Origin of the sequence: Bacillus sp. FJAT-45037 (assembly GCF_002797325.1) — a bacterium.
Taxonomy (GTDB): domain Bacteria; phylum Bacillota; class Bacilli; order Bacillales; family Bacillaceae_D; genus Alkalihalophilus.
In genome coordinates this window covers 2,376,809-2,394,115 of the sequence record NZ_KZ454938.1, presented here as the reverse complement: position 1 = coordinate 2,394,115, position 17,307 = coordinate 2,376,809, and the positions used below count along the sequence as shown (strand labels likewise).

The following is a 17,307-nucleotide window of genomic DNA, read 5'->3' as shown; positions in this document are numbered from 1 at the left end:
GATAATCAATGGAAAAACTTAAAAGCGTTGAACAGTTTAAAAAGCTAGCAGAAACAGAGACAGTTGTGTTTATGTTTTCAGCTGATTGGTGCCCTGACTGCCGCGTCATTGAACCAATCTTACCTAGAATTGAAGCGGACTTCCCTTCCTTTTCATTCTATTATGTTGACCGCGATGAATTTATTGAGGTTTGCCAAGAGCATATGGTTATGGGCATCCCAAGCTTTCTCGTCTTTGCAAATGGTAAAGAAGTTGATCGGTTTGTCAGCAAAGACCGTAAAACAGAAGATGAAATCGTGGAATTCTTAACGCGAGCTGAAGCAAAAAGTTTTTAACATATTCAAAGAAGGTGCTCATATTAATGGGCACTTTTTCTTATGAACGGTTATTATTCTCACTGGTTTTCTATTATTGGATCACTCATAATGAAAATGGTACACTGTTATCTATGAAGGAGAGTGCATAAGATGGAACTTCGTGAATTTAGAAAAATGCTAGAAAATAAATTAGAACGTGATGATCGCAGCATTACATATAATCATAAAGAATCAACGTTACGAATTGCGGATCGTAAAACAAATAAAGGTGTGAGTTTAGCATTAAAACCACTCTTAGCCAAATGGGAGCGCGAAGAGTATGAGTCAATTGAAGAAGTTATTCGTTATGTCGAGGTAGGGATTTCTTCCATGAAAGAACGGCCTTCGTTGCTCGGGAATGAGCAGAAGATCTTCCCGGTTATACGATCAACATCCTTTCCGTCTGAGACAAAGGATGGAGTTGGTTTACTGTATGAAGAACACACAGCGGAGACTCGTGTCTACTATGCAGTAGATTTGGGAGAAGCTTATACATTAATTGATGATGAAATGGTCAAAGAATCGAATTTATCAGCGCAAAAGATTCAAGAAATCTCACGGTTTAATCTCCGTTCATTACCCCAACCAATGAATGAAGACGTCGTGGCAGGAAATACATTTTACTTCCTACGTGCTAAAGATGGCTACGATGCTAGTCGTGTACTTGATCCGTCGTTGCTCGAGAACATGGCTAAAAAAGCGACAGGGCAATTAGCTGTAGCGATACCTCACCAAGACGTCTTAATCATTGCGGATCTTCAAAATGATACGGGCTATGACGTTCTTGCTCAAATCGCTCTACAATTTTTTGGTGAAGGTCGAGTGCCGGTAACCGCGCTGCCGTTTATGTATGAAAATGGAGAATTAGAGCCAACTTTCATCTTAGCGCAGAAAAAACCTAAACAACGACATTCCCCAAAAGAGTGATTGTGTTACAATAAGAATAAGTGAGTAGAAGTTGATGTTACTGGATAAGGAGTACTGTTGATGATGAATATATTTTATAATCTTGAAGGTGTTGGAGATACGTTAATGATGGTGATCCAAGATGGGGAACTTGAAAATCGTACCTTTGAAAAAAAGGGTGACCTTGTTCGAGTATATGATAAAGAGTCTGGTGAAACCTTAGGCTATAATTTATTCGCAGCCTCTAAATATGGTCATATTACAGACAATGGTGCTGTTGAGATGACTGAAGATGTGAAAACACTTATTAAGAAGGCATTTGATGAAAATGACTTCAATTTAGATATTTCTTTAAAAAGTGAAGCTACGTTTGTGGTGGGATATGTGCAAGAAAAAGTGAAGCATCCTAATGCAGACAAGTTGAATATTTGTCGTGTGAAAGTAGGAGAAGAGCGTCTACAGATCGTTTGCGGTGCTCCCAATGTTGAGCAGGGGCAAAAAGTCGTAGTCGCTAAAGTAGGTGCTGTGATGCCGAGTGGCCTAGTGATTAAAGAGGCAGTATTACGTGGAGTTGAATCATATGGCATGATTTGTTCAGCTAAAGAACTAGCACTACAAGATGCGCCAACTGAAAAAGGTATTCTTGTCCTAGAAGACACATATGAAGTTGGATCCGCCTTTCCTTTAAGTTAGGACGATTCACACGAGGGAACCACTAGATCTTACTAGTGGTTCTTTCTACTCATATTATGAGAATTTTTGTTTGTTAAATAGAAAGAAGTGAGGAGCATGAGTACATTGAAGCAATGGATGAAACGAATCCAAGGAGCTTTTTTCGGGGAAAGCGAAACCGAGAATCAGGAGAAGCATTTGGAGAAAGAGCAAGAAGAAAATAAATCGCCTAAAAAGAGTAGCCAAGGAAATAGAAAGAGGAATATAGGATATATAGAAGCAGATGGACGAAATAGTGAGCCGCGAATGGTCTATCAATACCCTAAGCCAGGTAAGTTTAAGTTTCCAATGATTGATGATGAGAGCAAAGAACGAACAGAACAAACAGAACAAAGTCGTCCTTCTTTTAGACAAGAGGAAGAAGGTGAGTTGGAATCGAGAGATCATTCATCAGAGCGCAGAAAGAGGCCGATTGATAGGCAAAGTGAGGAGCGAAGTAAAAGAGTAGTAGAGACCCCGGTAGAGCCTCCGGTCGATAAAAAGCTTAAAGAAAAGGCGGTTAAAGTCGTGCGAGAAAGAAAGGAATTTAAGCCGACATTTATCCCTTCTCCGGTCTATGGCTTTAAAGAAAGAAAGTATATTATGTCTGAAGATGAATCCTTACCCTCTTCGTTACCAGGACATGAAAAAATTGTCGAGTCAAAGCGAGAAAGCGTTACAATGGAAAAGCAGCTTGAAACGTATTTAAGGCAAGAGAATATCCGTAATACTCAAATCTCAGCTACGACCGAAATTGAAAAACTACCAAAAGCTGTGACAGAAATATCAGAAGAAAAGCAACCGATAGATATCACTCCTGAACTAGAAAACAGCCAGGAAAAAATTGAGCTTATAAATGAACAAAACGCAAAAGAAGCTACATATCAAGTCACTGAATTTACTATAGAACGTGACACAGATGTTGTAGTAGAGAGTGATGAACGGGAAGTTGTTCAGGTAATCAAAGAAGACATAGAGAAACCAATACCTTTTGAAGACGGATTGGTGTTAGAAGAACAAGTAAAAGAACAGGAAAAGAAAATAGAAGAGTCACCATTTGATCCCGAGGTGATAGTGGCTGAACCTTCCATCTCTGATGATACGAGAACAGAAGAAATACTAACAGAACCAACTCTAACTGAGGTCAAGACTGTAGTCGGTGAGAATGACCGGGCTATGGAAGCTGTCACAGGGAAAGAACAGCCGAAAGCGATCATAACGAAATCATCGTCACCTAACCGAGTAGTTGAAAATACGCCTAAACAACCATCAACAAAAGAAAAGAAAGAAGAAATTCCATTTAATGTGATGATGTTGCCACAGGATCGAAAACAAAAAAAGGTGCAACCTCAACAAGTTTCCGTCCATTCAGAGTATCAGCATCCTAGTATTCAATTGCTTAAATATCCTGAGCACCAAGAAGACCAAGATGGGGAATGGTTGAAGGAACAAGCAGAGATTTTAGAGGAAACGCTACTAAGCTTTAATGTTGATGCAAAAGTTGTGAATGTAACCAAAGGACCTTCTGTTACAAGGTATGAAATTCATCCTGCTCGTGGGGTGAAGGTGAACAAGGTGACAAGCTTAACGGATGATATAAAATTAGCGCTTGCCGCGAAAGATATCCGTATCGAAGCTCCGATACCAGGAAAGAACACGATCGGAATTGAAGTGCCGAATCGAGTGTCTAAGCCCGTATTCTTACGTGAAATCTTACGTCGTGACGTGTTTACAAAACCGGATTCACCATTAACGGTTGCGCTTGGGCTTGATATTTCAGGTCAGCCGATTGTGACGGATTTGAGGAAGATGCCGCATGGACTGGTCGCTGGTGCGACAGGGTCTGGAAAAAGTGTCTGCATTAACTCCGTTTTAATAAGTCTGTTGTACAAAGCGAATCCTGATGAGGTGAAGCTATTACTAATTGATCCAAAAATGGTTGAATTAGCACCTTATAATAAATTACCTCATCTTGTTACACCAGTAATTACAGATGCAAAGCAAGCAACAGCAGCTTTGAAGTGGGTTGTCGCTGAAATGGAAAGACGTTATGAGCTTTTTAGTCAACAAGGAGTGCGGGATGTCGCACGTTACAACGAGTTATACTCAGAGTCGAAAGAAAAACCAGCTCTGCCTTATTTGTTAGTCGTTATTGATGAATTAGCTGACTTAATGATGGTCTCTCCTCAAGACGTTGAGGACTCCATCTGTCGCATAGCTCAAAAAGCTAGAGCGTGTGGTATTCATTTGTTGCTAGCCACACAGAGACCTTCTGTAGATGTGATTACTGGTCTTATTAAGGCAAATATTCCAACGCGTATTGCTTTTTCTGTCTCTTCACAAACAGACTCTAGAACGATTTTAGATATGAGTGGTGCGGAGCGGCTGCTTGGACGAGGAGATATGTTATTCCATGAAAACGGTGCACCGAAGCCTGTGCGTGTGCAAGGAACATTCGTCTCAGACGAAGAAATAGAAGATGTTCTTGCCTTTGTGAAAAAGCAAAGAGAGCCTGAATACTTGTTTGCTCCAGAACAATTGCAAAAAATGCAAAGTCATGCAGACCAAGACGATGATTTGCTAGAAGAGGCTTGTTATTACGTCATTCAACAAGGTGGCGCATCGGCATCAAGTATTCAGCGTCGCTTTAGAGTCGGTTATAACCGTGCAGCTAGAATGATTGATATGATGGAAGATATGGGAGTGATCTCAGAGGCGATGGGTAGCAAGCCGAGACATGTCTTAGTGGATGAAATCGAACTAGAGCAGCTGCTCTATCCTGCAAAGTAGTCAGGGGCTGCTGACTTTATCTTTACCTTGTTTTCATCATAAAGGTTTTATATGATAAGTACGATAAGCGTTTACTAGATAAATAGAGAGTACTTTACATGACTAGATGGGTACAAGGAGTATAAGGGGATATGAAAGAAATTGAGTTAAAGATGCAGGGTAAGATTAAGCGTCTAACGAATCAAACGTTTAAATTTGATGATCGAATACAAGAAGGTTGGTTTTCGGCCGTTTATTTCTTAAAAACTCGAGAGATCATAAATAAACACCATGCGGATAATATTATTACGATGCAATTTTTTCAGAAAGAGCATGCAATCCTTTGTGGAACAGACGAAGTGATTGCCCTCATTCAGACCTTTGCTAAAAATGGCGATCAATTAGACATTCATTCATTAAAAGATGGCGACAAAATTACTCCTTTTGAATCGGTCTTAACGATCACGGGACGATACCAAGATTTTGGCTTCTTAGAAGGAATCATTGATGGTATCTTTTCAAGAAGAACGTCTGTCGCAACTAATGTATATAATGTCGTAAAAGCAGCGAGGTATTCTGGCGTTCAAAAACCGGTGATCTTTATGGGAGACCGAGACGATCATTTCACTCAACAAGCTGGAGATGGATACGCAGCATATATTGGTGGTTCACAAGCTCAAGCGACCCATGCGATGAATGAATGGTGGGGGAAGCAAGGGATGGGCACGATGCCTCATGCACTGATTCAACTTTTCCGTGGGGATGTTGTAGAAGCAACTAGAGTATATAGAGAAGAGTTTCCTGAAGATGATCTAATGACTTTGGTTGACTATAACAATGATGTCATAACGGACTCGTTAAAAGTGGCACACGCATTTAGAGAAGAACTAAAAGGGGTTCGTGTTGACACTTCTCGAACAATGGTTGATCAGTACTTCTGTCGAAACCCCGAAGTAATGGGCGCTTTTGACCCAAGAGGAGCAAACCCAGTTTTGTTCTTCGCCTTACGAAAAGCTCTTGATGATGGAGGGTTTCATCATGTGAAGATCATTGCTACAGGTGGGTTTACTGCAGATCGTATTGAGTCCTATGAAAAACAAGGTGTGCCTATTGATATCTATGGTGTCGGCGGTAGCCTACTTAAGATTCAGATTGGATTTACTGGAGATAATGTCTTATTAAATGGGGAACATGAAGCGAAGGCTGGAAGATGGTATCGTGAAAATCCTAAGTTAGTACGTGTCGATTGACGGTTTTTGGACACAATCATGGAGCTGATCCATTTTCGAACAAAATAAATGAGTACAAAGTACTGTGGAACAAGTCGAATTGGTGATTGATTTATTTTCTGCTATAATCAATACGGGAATCAATTTGGCCTGATAAAAAAATGGTGATTTACATAACTCATTCCAACATATAAATAACTTGGACGCGTTTGAAACCATAAGGAATTTGGAGGTCCAACTATGACGAAATATCATTTTATAGGAATAAAAGGATCAGGAATGAGTGCATTAGCACAAATTCTACATGACATGAATAAAGATGTGCAAGGTTCAGATGTTGAGAAACAATTCTTTACGCAAAGACCATTAGAGAAAAAAGGAATTCCATTACTACCCTTTAATAAAGAAAATATTGGCGAAGGTCAACAGGTTATTGTTTCTGCGGCTTACGGTGAAGATCATGAGGAAGTGGCTCGTGCAAAAGAGCTAGGAATTCCTATGCAACAATATCCCCGCTTTTTAGGTGAGTTTATTCATAATTTTACAAGCGTAGCTGTTACAGGTTGTCACGGAAAAACATCAACAACAGGGTTGTTGTCTCATGTGTTAGGTTCTGCCTACCCAACCTCGTTTTTAATTGGGGACGGTACAGGAAAAGGCGAAGAAGACTCCAAGTACTTTGTATTTGAAGCTTGTGAATATCGACGTCACTTCCTTAACTACACGCCTGATTATTGCATCATGACTAATATTGACTTTGATCATCCGGATTATTTTAAAGATGTAGACGATGTATTCCATGCATTTAGCCAAATGGCCATGCAAGTAAAAAAAGCGATCGTTGCCTGTGGAGATGATCAACATCTGCAAGGAATTCATGCCAATGTTCCTGTTGTCTTTTACGGATTTAGTGAACAAAATGATTTCCAAGCACGTAGTGTACAAGTAACGAGCGAAGGTACAACATTTGACGTTTATGTACGTAATAACTTATATGGTACATTTACGATTCCAGGATACGGCAATCATAATGTTTTAAATGCGTTAGCTGTCATTGCTTTATGTCATTATGAAAATGTTCCAGCTGAGGTGCTTGCTGAGCACTTGAAGACGTTCCAAGGCGTAAAGAGACGTTTTACAGAAAAAAGGATGGGGACGCAAGTTTTAATTGATGACTACGCTCATCATCCAACTGAAATTGCAGCAACAGTTGATTCGGCGAAACAAAAGTATGAGAGTCATGAAATTGTCGCGATTTTCCAACCACATACATTCACGAGAACAAAGACGTTCTTAAATGAATTTGCGGAAGCCTTAAAACTAGCAGATCATGTGTACCTATGTGATATCTTTGGATCAGCTCGTGAGCAGGCAGGATCATTAACGATTAAAGATCTGCAAGATTTGATTCCAAATGCAGAGCTTATTACAGAAGAAGAAATCGCTCGGTTAAAAGAACATCAAAATAGTACTCTTCTATTTATGGGAGCTGGAGATATCCAGAAATTCCAACAAGCATATGAAGAGGCATTAAATTAATAAAAAAGAGGAGTGGCAATTTTGAGCCATTCCTCTTTTTGCTTATTTTAGATTTTCTGGGTTAAGGCACTCGAGCTCTGGGATGACGAAACGACCATCTTTACGAATGAGGACATCGTCAAAATAGATTTCTCCCCCACCATACTCAGGACGTTGAATATTCACAATATCCCAATGAATCGATGATTGATTTCCATTTGATGCTTCCTCGTAACATTGACCTGGCGTAAAATGGAAGCTACCATCAATCTTCTCATCAAATAAAATATCTTTCATTGGATGTTGAATATATGGGTTGACTCCGATTGCAAATTCTCCAATGTAGCGAGCACCCTCATCTGAATCAAGAATCGTATTGATACGATCTGTGTCATTTGCGGTAGCTTTAACAATCTTTCCATTTTCAAACGTGAATTGGATCGACTCGAATGTGAACCCTTGATATGGAGATGGTGTATTGTAGCTCAATGTTCCGTTAATCGAATCGCGAACAGGAGCTGTGTAGACTTCGCCATCTGGAATATTCATTTTACCAGCACACTTGATCGCAGGAACATCTTTTACAGAAAATGTTAAGTCGGTTCCTGGTCCTGTAATATGTACACGGTCCGTTCGGTCAAAAAGATCGACTAACGAATCCATGGCAGTATCCATTTTACTGTAATCCAGATTACAAACATTGAAGTAGAAATCTTCGAATGCTTCTGTACTCGTATTAGCTAATTGGGCCATGGATGAACTTGGATAACGTAGCACAACCCAACGAGTTTTCGGTACACGGATTTCACGGTGTACTTTCGTCCCGACCGTTTTACCATGTAAAGCTATTTTGTCACTTGGGACATCAGAAAGTTCAGAAATATTATCTCCTGCGCGAAGGCCGATGTATGCGTCCATTTCGCTCATCACTTGTGCTTCGAATGAGGCCATCATATTAAGTTGTTCTTCAGATGCTCCAAATAATACGGAACGATCCACTTGGTGGTCTTTTAATAAGACAAAAGGTAGGGCACCTACGTTATAGGCTTCTTTAACAAGGGCTGTGACGAGCTCTCGTTGAAGGCCGAAGTTCTCGATTAGTACCTTTTCACCTTTTTGTAGGTCTACGGAATATTGAATTAGGTTCTTTGCTAAAGTTGTTATACGTGGGTCTCTCATAATAATTCCTCCTTTTCATACCTTCTCTATTGTATACGATTACAAGAAAACTTAATAGTAACTCGAAAGATTAAGAAGGGATTTTCACATTTTTAACGAATATATATAGTATTCGACGTTTAATTTGGCGAGAATTAGGGTAATAGATTGAACAAGGAGGTGGAAGCAAACAGATGGAAAGCTTACTTTATATTAGCGCTATTATCGTAGCAATTGCTTTTGCCGTATTAGTCGGTTATCTTGTCCTTACACTAAAGTCTGCCAATCGAACACTCGATCATGTGGCAAACACAATGGCGGGACTTGAGAAACAGGTGAATGGAATCACCCGTGAAACAGAGCTACTTTTGAACAAGACGAATCTTTTAGCAGATGATATTAATCAGAAAACACAGTCGTTAAATACTGTTTTCTCTTCTGTTAAGGATTTGGGAGACTCAGTTCAGCAAGTTAATCGTTCAATCCGACACGTTTCTGATACTGTATCAACCCAAGCAGTGAAGCAATCCGATCAGATTGCTCAAGCTGTTCAGTGGGGGAATGTCGCGATTGACTTTTATACAAAGTTCAAAGCTCGTAAAGAAAAGCAAAACCAATCAACTACATTACATAAGGAGGAGATTTAAGTGGGGGAAATGAACACGAAAGATTTCATTATTGGATCACTTGTTGGAGGAATTGTTGGAGCGTCGACGGCATTATTGTTAGCTCCTAAGTCCGGAAGACAGTTACGAGATGATATTAATGAGCAAGCACTTATTGCTCGTGAAAGAACGAATAAGCTAACAACAACTGCCTATGAGAAGGGTAATGAGTGGGCAACGTTAGCGAAAGAAAAATCTAATAACATCGCTAAGGTTGTGTCTGATCAGTCGGCTCAAGTAACAGAGAAAGTTAAAGAAGTGTCTAACTCTGTTCAAGCCAAGGCAGAAGATGTTAAGAATTCTGCAGAGGAACTAGCAGAAGATCTTTCAGGTGATTTAAAAGACTCAGGAGAAGCCATTGCTGAGAATGTTAAGAATGAAGTAGATGACATTCAAAACAAGCTCGAAGAAGAAAAAGAAGCGGCTCAAAGCAAAAACTAATTGCATGTTTTGTAAAAAGGTAGTGGGTTCGAGAATTCGACCCCCTACCTTTTTTATTGGATCTCAATCAATAAATATAGTAAGATGAAACACAATTAATAGGTCATTCACTTTAGCGCTTAAAAGCGTTTAATTAATAAAGAAAAAATTCGTGACATTCAGTTAATTATCCTTTATAATAAATGCTAATCAAGAATGAAGCTAAAGAGAAGAGGAGTGGAGTGTAACATGAGTAACGAACAAGTAGATACGTTGAGATCAGAATTAGACGAGGTGAATCTGAAGCTTCTTGAATTAATTAATGAACGTGCACGACTCGTACAAGAGGTTGGAAAGGTTAAAGGTAAGCAAGGGGTTAATCGTTTCGATCCTGTGAGAGAGCGTAGTATGTTAGATCATATTGCTGAAAATAATAAAGGACCATTTGAAACATCTACCTTACAACATCTATTCAAGCAAATCTTCAAAGCAAGTCTTGAACTGCAAGAAGAGGATAATAGTAAAGCCTTGCTTGTATCACGTAAAAAGCAACCAGAAAATACGGTCATTGATTTACGTGGTGAATTAGTTGGAGATGGTCAACAACGTTTAATTATGGGTCCTTGTGCGGTAGAGAGCTATGATCAAGTGTTAGCTGTTGCCAAAGCAATGAAAGAACGAGGCTTAAAATTACTTCGTGGTGGAGCATATAAGCCGAGAACCTCCCCTTATGATTTCCAAGGGCTAGGACTAGAAGGTCTGAAAATACTAAAACAAGTAGCAGACGAATTAGATATGGCTGTTATTAGTGAAATCGTTAGTCCACAAGATATTGAAACTGCTCTTGACTATGTTGACGTCATTCAAATCGGTGCACGAAACATGCATAACTTTGAATTATTAAAAGCAGCAGGTTCAGTGGATCGACCAGTTCTTTTAAAGAGAGGTTTATCTGCGACCATTTCTGAATTCATTCATGCAGCGGAGTACGTTGTATCTAAAGGAAATGGACAAATTATGCTTTGTGAGCGAGGAATTCGCACATACGAGAAAGCAACACGTAACACATTAGACATATCAGCTGTTCCGATTCTAAAACAAGAAACACATTTACCAGTCTTAGTAGATGTGACTCACTCGACAGGAAGACGTGACTTGTTACTTCCGACGGCTAAAGCAGCATTTGCTATTGGTGCCGATGCTGTCATGGCAGAGGTTCACCCTGACCCGGCCGTTGCTTTATCTGATTCAGCTCAACAAATGGACATTCCACAATTCAATGAATTCATTGATGAACTATTAGCATCAGGTTTATATAAGAAATAAGTAAAAGAGCCAACCTTTCTTATGAAATAAGAGAGGTTGGCTTTTAACTTAGAAGAAAATAGCGCATCCTATACATAATTGATTCATACGATCAGAGAGTGTGTAAATTCGTTCAGTTCAAAAAATACGTAAAACTTTACACAATACTGTCAATTATTTTCTAAGAGTGTCGATATAAGTAATGTAAAGACATTGCGGACCTCATCATAGTATCGTATGATAACAATACATTGAATACGTGATTAATGCGTTAATATGATAGAGGAGGATTACATTGAATACGACGATTTATGATGTAGCAAGAGAGGCTGGTGTCTCTATGGCGACCGTTTCCCGTGTCGTCAACGGCAATCCGAATGTGAAGCCAGCAACAAGAAAGAAAGTTCTAGAGGCGATTGAGCGTCTTGGATACCGTCCTAATGCTGTAGCTAGAGGACTTGCAAGTAAAAAAACAACAACGGTAGGGGTTATCATTCCTGATATCTCTAGTATTTTCTTTGCTGAACTTGCTCGTGGGATCGAAGACATTGCAACTATGTACAAGTACAACATTATTCTATGTAACTCTGATCAAAATAAAGAGAAGGAAATCCACTTGATCAACACATTGCTTGAGAAGCAAGTGGATGGAATCGTCTTTATGGGTGGACAGATTACAGAAGAGCATGCGGATCAATTTAAACGTTCGCCAGTACCTGTAGTTTTAGCAGCAACTCTAGATACGAACCTAGAAATTCCATCTGTGAATATCGATTACAAACAAGCGGTGTATGATGCCATTAAACACTTGATTAGCGAAGGGCATGAGCGCATCGGAATGGTATCAGGTACACTTGATGATCCTGTTAACGGGTATCAGAAGTTTGCTGGTTACCGTGAAGCGCTTGAAGACTCTAACCTTCCATTTAACGAAGAGTTTGTCGTTATCGGTGATTATACGTATGATTCCGGCATTGAAGCGATGGATACGTTCTTAAGCTTTGAGGACAAGCTAACAGCGATATTTGCTTCTACTGACGAAATGGCTTTAGGTGTCATTCATGGAGGGCAAGACAAGGGTTATAGCATCCCAGATGACTTTGAAGTTCTAGGGTTCGATAACACAAGACTTGCTACAATGGTTCGTCCTACGTTATCAACAGTTGTTCAGCCAATGTATGATATTGGGGCTGTCTCGATGCGCTTACTTACGAAATACATGAACAAAGAAGAAGTAGATAATCATATCGTCGTTCTGCCGCACCGCATTGAATTTAGAGATTCAACAAAGTCATAAATCAATAAAGAAATGACTGAGCAGGGAGAGGACCATGAAAAAATTTGATATTTTAATGCCAATAGGAGTGTTCCTAGGCATCACCGTACTTCTATTGGCCGTATTCTCGAATTCAGGGCCATCAGGGCTTGTTTTCTTCATTCAGATCGCTTCGGTTCTGATCGTCTTTGGGGGACTAATTGCTGCACTTATCATTACTTTTTCATTTTCAGAGTTAAAAACTGTACCTAAAGTATTGAAAGAGTCAGTTCAAACGCAAGATCACGATTTAGAAGGCTTAATTGACACATTTATTGATTTGTCAGGAAAAGCACGAAGAGAGGGCCTATTAGCCCTAGAAGTTGGATTAGAGGAAGTAAAGGATCCCTTCATAAAAAAAGGTGTACTACTCGCAGTTGATGGCATTGAGCCAGACGTCATAAAAGATATTATGATGGCTGAAGTTGTAGCGATGGAAGAACGTCATCGCAAAGGGCGCGCTATTATAGAAAAAGCTGGCGAATATGCACCAGCTTGGGGAATGATTGGTACATTAATAGGTTTGGTACTCATGCTTCAAAATCTAAATGATCCTACCACTTTAGGACCTAATATGGCGGTTGCACTCCTAACTACTTTATACGGTACGGTTTTAGCGAACTTAATCTTCTTACCTATGGCGACAAAACTAGCCAACAAAACGGATGAGGAAGTCTTCGTTAAACAAATTATTATTGAGGGAGTTATTGGTGTGCAATCTGGCCAAAACCCTAAAATTTTACAAGAGAAGTTAAGTGCTTTCATGCGTAAAAATACAAAGACTAAAGAGTCAGGTGATCAAGATGATGAGGCGTAGGAAACGTCAAGAGGAGAAGGGTGCCCCTAAATGGATGGTTACGTTCTCTGATATGATGACACTCATCCTCGTTTTCTTTATCTTACTTTTTTCTATGTCTGTTGTTGATGCACAGAAGTTCAGAGCCATTGCGGATTCATTTCAACAACGGCAAGTGTTTGAATTCTTTCCATCTGTCATTGATCTCGAAAATCCATCAGAGCAAATTGGCGAAGAATTTCCCAACCCATATGAGGATGGAAGTTATGATGAAAGCGAGTCTGACGCACAAGAGTATGACATGGATGAATTGCTAATAGAAGTACAAGATTTCCTTGTAGAAAATGATCTAAATGAACTAATCTCAGCCACACGTGATGACCGAGGCGTAGTACTTGTTTTACAAGAGCGGACACTATTTGAAACGGCAGAAGCAGTTTTGATCGATACGGCAATGCCTTTTCTTGATAAAGTAGGGACACTTTTAGCTACGATTCCTAATATGGTTAAAGTCGAAGGGCATACAGATAGTCGTCCAATCTCTAACTTCAGATATCCTTCTAACTGGGAATTGTCTGGAGCGAGAGCGAGTAGTGTTATTCGGTATTTAATAGACGCAAAGGAATTAGATCCACAACGCTTTGTTGCAACTGGATACGGAGATACACGTCCTGTTGTACCGAATACAACGGTGGACAATTTGCGATTAAATCGCCGAGTAGTCATTGTCATTTCAGATCCAACTCATGCAAGTGATGAGACGTTTTAACCCGAGAGCTTTCTCTCGGGTCCTTATTTTTTTAGAGAAGGATGATTAGAATGAAAGTAGCGATAATTGGTGCTATGAATGAAGAAATAGAACGCATGTTAAAGGAGATGGAAGTTACAGCCACTCTGATCTATGCGAAGGTTTCTTTTTATGAAGGCATCATGGAAGGTAACCAAATTGTACTTTGTAAATCAGGTGTAGGGAAAGTGCATGCAGCCTTGACGACACAAATATTAATTGATCGTTTTGAGGTCTCAAACATTATTTTTACTGGGGTGGCAGGTGCGTTAGACGAAACATTAGAAGTAGGAGATTTAGTGATTTCTTCAAGTGCTCTACAACACGATATAGATGCAAGTCCACTCGGGTTCAAACGTGGCGACATCCCAATGTATGATGGGGAATCAGATTTTCAAGCATGTCCTACTCTTATTCAATTGGCAAAGGAAGCTGCTGGAGCATTAACTAAGCGCAAAGTGATTACAGGTAGAATTTTAAGTGGAGATCAATTCATTGCAAATGGTGATGAGGTTCGTCAGTTAAGAGAAGACTTTGATGGAGCATGTGTGGAAATGGAAGGGGCTGCGGTTGCGCAGGTCGCTACTATGAATGAAGTTCCTTTTGTTATTGTCCGCTCTATGTCTGATAAAGCGAATGGAGAAGCTTCAATGAGTTTTAATGAATTCACCGACATCGCGAGTGAACAATCGCACGTATTGGTCAGTCAATTATTAAGCAAATTAAAAGGATAGCATTGGCTATCCTTTTCTAGTTTTTTTCATTTCATTTCGGATGTGATAAAGTGCTTTTTCAAGTGTTTTCGCATTTTTTTCTGTAATTTCTAGTTTTCGTGGAATCGTTGGAATGATTGAAGGTTCATCTTGCCATGTCGTCGGAAGTGACTCCTCAGCTTTAGCATGCCAATGATCTAACCAAGCTTTAGGGATCATTTCTTTTGAAAGGCCTATCTGGTTACTCATCTCAAGCCAAGTCAATCCCCAAGCACGAGGGACGACACGCCACATATCATATCCGCCACCACCTACTGCAATCCATTTACCATCACAATATTCGTGGGCTAACTCATGAGCAAGTTTAGGCACAGCTTCATACGTCTTCATCGATGAGCATAAATGGGTTAACGGATCATAGTGATGAGCATCTGCTCCGTTTTGTGTCAGGATCACATCTGGTTTAAAGAACTCAATAACTTCCCTGAAAGCCGTTTCATAGACATGTAGAAAGGAATCATCCTCTGTAAACGCATCAACAGGAATATTAATAGAGAAGCCGTATCCTTTGCCAGCTCCTTTTTCCCCAACGCTGCCTGTGCCAGGGAATAGATAACGCCCTGTTTCATGAATACTAAGTGTGCATACATCAGGGTCATCATAAAAGGCCCATTGAACGCCATCTCCGTGATGAGCATCGGTATCAATATAAAGAACTTTAGCCCCGTACTTTTGTTTCATATATTCAATGGCAATTGAACTATCATTGTAAATACAAAAGCCCGACGCTCTCCCTTTAAATCCGTGATGTAATCCACCGCCTAAATGTAGGGCGTGTTTCGTTTTGCCACTCATCACAGCGTCTACAGCGGTTAAGGTTCCACCGACGAGAAGGGAAGCTGCTTCATGCATATTTGGAAATAACGGAGTATCGTCGGTTCCTAGTCCAAAGCTTGAAGCAATGCCAGGCGATAATTCATTACGACCACCTTGCTTAACAGCATCAACAAACGCAGGGTCATGTATTAACATGAGCTCTTCATCAGTTGCCATGCGAGGTTCAATGATTTGTTCGTCAGAAAGGCTGCCAACCTTCTTTAATAAATCATACGTAAGTTTGAGGCGTAAATGGTTAAATGGATGACTTTCACTGAAGCGATAGGCGAGCTGCTGGTCCGAATAGACAAAGATTGAGTCATGCATCATAAAGACATCCCTGGTTTTTTTGGCCAAATAACCTCATAATCTTCTTTTTCAATTTCATGAATAACCCGTCTAGTATCAATTGTATTGATCCTGAAAACAAGGATTTTAAATTCTGGATTTTTGTAAGGATAGACAAGCACACTTGTTATATTGATCCGACAGTCTTTAAAAATATTAGCAATCTTTGCGAGCATCCCTGTTTCGTTTTTAACTTTGACTTCAATATGAGAGCTAGGTTGATGAGCCCCCATTAATTCTACAAGCGTATGAAGAATGTCTGTTTCTGTTATGATACCGACCAATTTATTGTCATCGATAACAGGTAGGCATCCAATATGATTTTCATAGAAGATCGAGGCTGCATCTTCAACAAAATCAAGCGGATGAGCAGTGATGACTTTTTTCTGCATAATCGTTGAGACCGGTTTCAAGAAATCTTCTAAATGCTCGGTCGAATGGAAGATAGACGGACTAGCATCGCGAATATCCCGATCTGAAATAATGCCGATAATTTCATTAGTCTGCTCCTCTATTATTGGAATATGACGAATCCGATGTTTATCTAATAGAAGCATCGCATTTTTAATAGGAGCATCTTTTGTTAGTGTAATGACATCTTGTTTCATAATATCTTCGAGAATCATGGTGGTAATCACTCCCTTGGCTTTATAAAGTAAGTACTATTCACTCGGATGTAATCGCTTAGTTGATTTAATACATAAAGCGATTCTGGAACCGTAGCTGGTCGAACTGTTGAACGGAATCCGTATCGATTCGACTGCCTATTCGAGCCATTAAACAGTTAGCTGGGTGAGAGCTAATCTCTGGGTCATCAGTAGCAAACCACTCTAAGCTGCCCGCGTTCATCATTTTTTCCATCACTTTTCTATATTGCCAAACATCTAACCCACTACCCTTCAGATCCCAATGCCAATAATATTCGGTTGTAATGACGATATAATCTTCCATTGCGTCATCCATCATTGAGAGACGAAGAAGATTTTTACCAACTTGAGCACCGCGGTATTTTGGGGCCACTTCAATCGCTCCGAGCTCAATTAAATTTTCCATTTTACCTTCTGACCATCTTTCCATGGGATCAGGGTACACAAAGGTTACATACCCTACGATCATTTCACCTTCCCTGACAATGTTAATCCGACCTTCTGGTAACTTCGAAATACCAATGAGAGCTTGCTTTTGTTCAGCTGGAGGTCTAAATGAGGTGAGATCATCATGAAAGTCATAAGAAGCGAGCGTTTCAGGTGAAATCGGTCCTTCTAGTATTAATGTGCCTTCTGAATAGGGTAGTTCCATAGAATAGTATTTTTTTGGATGATCCATTTTGTTGTAACCACCTTTTGCCTAGCAGATTCGACTACATTATACATGATTCAGTCATAAAGGGGGGGAGAGTTCACAGAAATTACCGAAAATTAATTTTGAAGTACGT

At 39.8% G+C, this 17,307-nt stretch carries 17 protein-coding genes; 13 read left to right on the top strand and 4 right to left on the bottom strand.

The window, feature by feature from the left end; all coding sequences use genetic code 11:
* Window positions 1–8 precede the first annotated feature (8 nt).
* The 6 genes from CDZ88_RS12170 (at window position 9) to murC (ending at window position 7,510) form a co-directional block, all read left to right on the top strand.
* Complete coding sequence (locus CDZ88_RS12170; protein WP_100373804.1) at window positions 9–335, top strand: thioredoxin family protein; 327 nt, start codon at window positions 9–11, stop codon at window positions 333–335.
* A gap of 132 nt (window positions 336–467) precedes the next feature.
* The gene (locus CDZ88_RS12165; RefSeq protein ID WP_100373803.1) at window positions 468–1,283 is read left to right on the top strand and encodes a DUF1444 domain-containing protein; all 816 of its coding nucleotides are present in this window, start codon (window positions 468–470) and stop codon (window positions 1,281–1,283) included.
* A 63-nt stretch (window positions 1,284–1,346) separates the two neighbouring features.
* On the top strand, window positions 1,347–1,955 hold the full coding sequence (ytpR, locus tag CDZ88_RS12160) for a YtpR family tRNA-binding protein (protein ID WP_100374683.1): 609 nt from the start codon (window positions 1,347–1,349) through the stop codon (window positions 1,953–1,955).
* A 96-nt stretch (window positions 1,956–2,051) separates the two neighbouring features.
* Window positions 2,052–4,763: a DNA translocase FtsK gene (locus CDZ88_RS12155; RefSeq protein ID WP_100373802.1), complete on the top strand. Its 2,712-nt coding sequence runs from the start codon at window positions 2,052–2,054 to the stop codon at window positions 4,761–4,763.
* Window positions 4,764–4,894: 131 nt separating this feature from the next.
* Entirely contained in the window at window positions 4,895–5,992 is a 1,098-nt protein-coding gene (locus CDZ88_RS12150; protein WP_100373801.1) for a nicotinate phosphoribosyltransferase, read from the top strand.
* A 219-nt stretch (window positions 5,993–6,211) separates the two neighbouring features.
* On the top strand, window positions 6,212–7,510 hold the full coding sequence (gene murC / locus CDZ88_RS12145) for a UDP-N-acetylmuramate--L-alanine ligase (protein ID WP_100373800.1): 1,299 nt from the start codon (window positions 6,212–6,214) through the stop codon (window positions 7,508–7,510).
* Window positions 7,511–7,552: 42 nt separating this feature from the next.
* Here murC and CDZ88_RS12140 read toward each other — a convergent pair whose 3' ends face one another.
* Window positions 7,553–8,668: an aminopeptidase gene (locus CDZ88_RS12140; RefSeq protein WP_100373799.1), complete on the bottom strand. Its 1,116-nt coding sequence runs from the start codon at window positions 8,666–8,668 to the stop codon at window positions 7,553–7,555.
* A 173-nt stretch (window positions 8,669–8,841) separates the two neighbouring features.
* Between CDZ88_RS12140 and CDZ88_RS12135 the strand changes: the two genes are divergently transcribed.
* From CDZ88_RS12135 to CDZ88_RS12105, 7 genes are all read left to right on the top strand, one after another.
* Window positions 8,842–9,294, top strand: coding sequence for a DUF948 domain-containing protein (locus CDZ88_RS12135; protein WP_100373798.1), 453 nt, complete (start codon window positions 8,842–8,844; stop codon window positions 9,292–9,294).
* A gap of 9 nt (window positions 9,295–9,303) precedes the next feature.
* Window positions 9,304–9,753: a YtxH domain-containing protein gene (locus CDZ88_RS12130; RefSeq protein ID WP_332849231.1), complete on the top strand. Its 450-nt coding sequence runs from the start codon at window positions 9,304–9,306 to the stop codon at window positions 9,751–9,753.
* A gap of 228 nt (window positions 9,754–9,981) precedes the next feature.
* Entirely contained in the window at window positions 9,982–11,058 is a 1,077-nt protein-coding gene (locus tag CDZ88_RS12125) for a bifunctional 3-deoxy-7-phosphoheptulonate synthase/chorismate mutase (RefSeq protein ID WP_100373796.1), read from the top strand.
* Between the two features lie 274 nt (window positions 11,059–11,332).
* Entirely contained in the window at window positions 11,333–12,334 is a 1,002-nt protein-coding gene (ccpA, locus tag CDZ88_RS12120; RefSeq protein WP_100373795.1) for a catabolite control protein A, read from the top strand.
* 34 nt (window positions 12,335–12,368) lie between these two features.
* Window positions 12,369–13,169: a flagellar motor protein MotP gene (gene motP / locus CDZ88_RS12115; RefSeq protein WP_100373794.1), complete on the top strand. Its 801-nt coding sequence runs from the start codon at window positions 12,369–12,371 to the stop codon at window positions 13,167–13,169.
* Complete coding sequence (gene motS / locus CDZ88_RS12110; protein WP_100373793.1) at window positions 13,159–13,917, top strand: flagellar motor protein MotS; 759 nt, start codon at window positions 13,159–13,161, stop codon at window positions 13,915–13,917. The genes motP and motS overlap by 11 nt, the downstream gene beginning before the upstream one ends.
* Before the next feature lie 50 nt (window positions 13,918–13,967).
* Window positions 13,968–14,669, top strand: a complete 702-nt coding sequence (locus CDZ88_RS12105) for a 5'-methylthioadenosine/adenosylhomocysteine nucleosidase (RefSeq protein WP_100373792.1) — start codon at window positions 13,968–13,970, stop codon at window positions 14,667–14,669.
* Between the two features lie 6 nt (window positions 14,670–14,675).
* On the opposite strand, the gene CDZ88_RS12100 is transcribed toward CDZ88_RS12105, so the two are convergent.
* From CDZ88_RS12100 to CDZ88_RS12090, 3 genes are all read right to left on the bottom strand, one after another.
* Window positions 14,676–15,854: an acetoin utilization protein AcuC gene (locus CDZ88_RS12100; RefSeq protein WP_100373791.1), complete on the bottom strand. Its 1,179-nt coding sequence runs from the start codon at window positions 15,852–15,854 to the stop codon at window positions 14,676–14,678.
* Entirely contained in the window at window positions 15,851–16,498 is a 648-nt protein-coding gene (locus CDZ88_RS12095; protein ID WP_100373790.1) for an acetoin utilization AcuB family protein, read from the bottom strand. The genes CDZ88_RS12100 and CDZ88_RS12095 overlap by 4 nt, the downstream gene beginning before the upstream one ends.
* A gap of 67 nt (window positions 16,499–16,565) precedes the next feature.
* Window positions 16,566–17,198, bottom strand: coding sequence for a GNAT family N-acetyltransferase (locus CDZ88_RS12090; protein ID WP_100373789.1), 633 nt, complete (start codon window positions 17,196–17,198; stop codon window positions 16,566–16,568).
* Window positions 17,199–17,307 lie beyond the last annotated feature (109 nt).

What these genes read in the sequence shown, in the direction of transcription:
- CDZ88_RS12170 (WP_100373804.1), top strand. Translation starts at nt 9, where the DNA reads ATGGAAAAACTTAAAAGCGTTGAACAGTTTAAAAAGCTAGCAGAAACA.
- CDZ88_RS12165 (WP_100373803.1), top strand. Translation starts at nt 468, where the DNA reads ATGGAACTTCGTGAATTTAGAAAAATGCTAGAAAATAAATTAGAACGT.
- ytpR (WP_100374683.1), top strand. Translation starts at nt 1,347, where the DNA reads ATGAATATATTTTATAATCTTGAAGGTGTTGGAGATACGTTAATGATG.
- CDZ88_RS12155 (WP_100373802.1), top strand. Translation starts at nt 2,052, where the DNA reads ATGAGTACATTGAAGCAATGGATGAAACGAATCCAAGGAGCTTTTTTC.
- CDZ88_RS12150 (WP_100373801.1), top strand. Translation starts at nt 4,895, where the DNA reads ATGAAAGAAATTGAGTTAAAGATGCAGGGTAAGATTAAGCGTCTAACG.
- murC (WP_100373800.1), top strand. Translation starts at nt 6,212, where the DNA reads ATGACGAAATATCATTTTATAGGAATAAAAGGATCAGGAATGAGTGCA.
- CDZ88_RS12140 (WP_100373799.1), bottom strand. Translation starts at nt 8,668, where the DNA reads ATGAGAGACCCACGTATAACAACTTTAGCAAAGAACCTAATTCAATAT.
- CDZ88_RS12135 (WP_100373798.1), top strand. Translation starts at nt 8,842, where the DNA reads ATGGAAAGCTTACTTTATATTAGCGCTATTATCGTAGCAATTGCTTTT.
- CDZ88_RS12130 (WP_332849231.1), top strand. Translation starts at nt 9,304, where the DNA reads ATGAACACGAAAGATTTCATTATTGGATCACTTGTTGGAGGAATTGTT.
- CDZ88_RS12125 (WP_100373796.1), top strand. Translation starts at nt 9,982, where the DNA reads ATGAGTAACGAACAAGTAGATACGTTGAGATCAGAATTAGACGAGGTG.
- motP (WP_100373794.1), top strand. Translation starts at nt 12,369, where the DNA reads ATGAAAAAATTTGATATTTTAATGCCAATAGGAGTGTTCCTAGGCATC.
- motS (WP_100373793.1), top strand. Translation starts at nt 13,159, where the DNA reads ATGAGGCGTAGGAAACGTCAAGAGGAGAAGGGTGCCCCTAAATGGATG.
- CDZ88_RS12105 (WP_100373792.1), top strand. Translation starts at nt 13,968, where the DNA reads ATGAAAGTAGCGATAATTGGTGCTATGAATGAAGAAATAGAACGCATG.
- CDZ88_RS12100 (WP_100373791.1), bottom strand. Translation starts at nt 15,854, where the DNA reads ATGATGCATGACTCAATCTTTGTCTATTCGGACCAGCAGCTCGCCTAT.
- CDZ88_RS12095 (WP_100373790.1), bottom strand. Translation starts at nt 16,498, where the DNA reads ATGATTCTCGAAGATATTATGAAACAAGATGTCATTACACTAACAAAA.
- CDZ88_RS12090 (WP_100373789.1), bottom strand. Translation starts at nt 17,198, where the DNA reads ATGGATCATCCAAAAAAATACTATTCTATGGAACTACCCTATTCAGAA.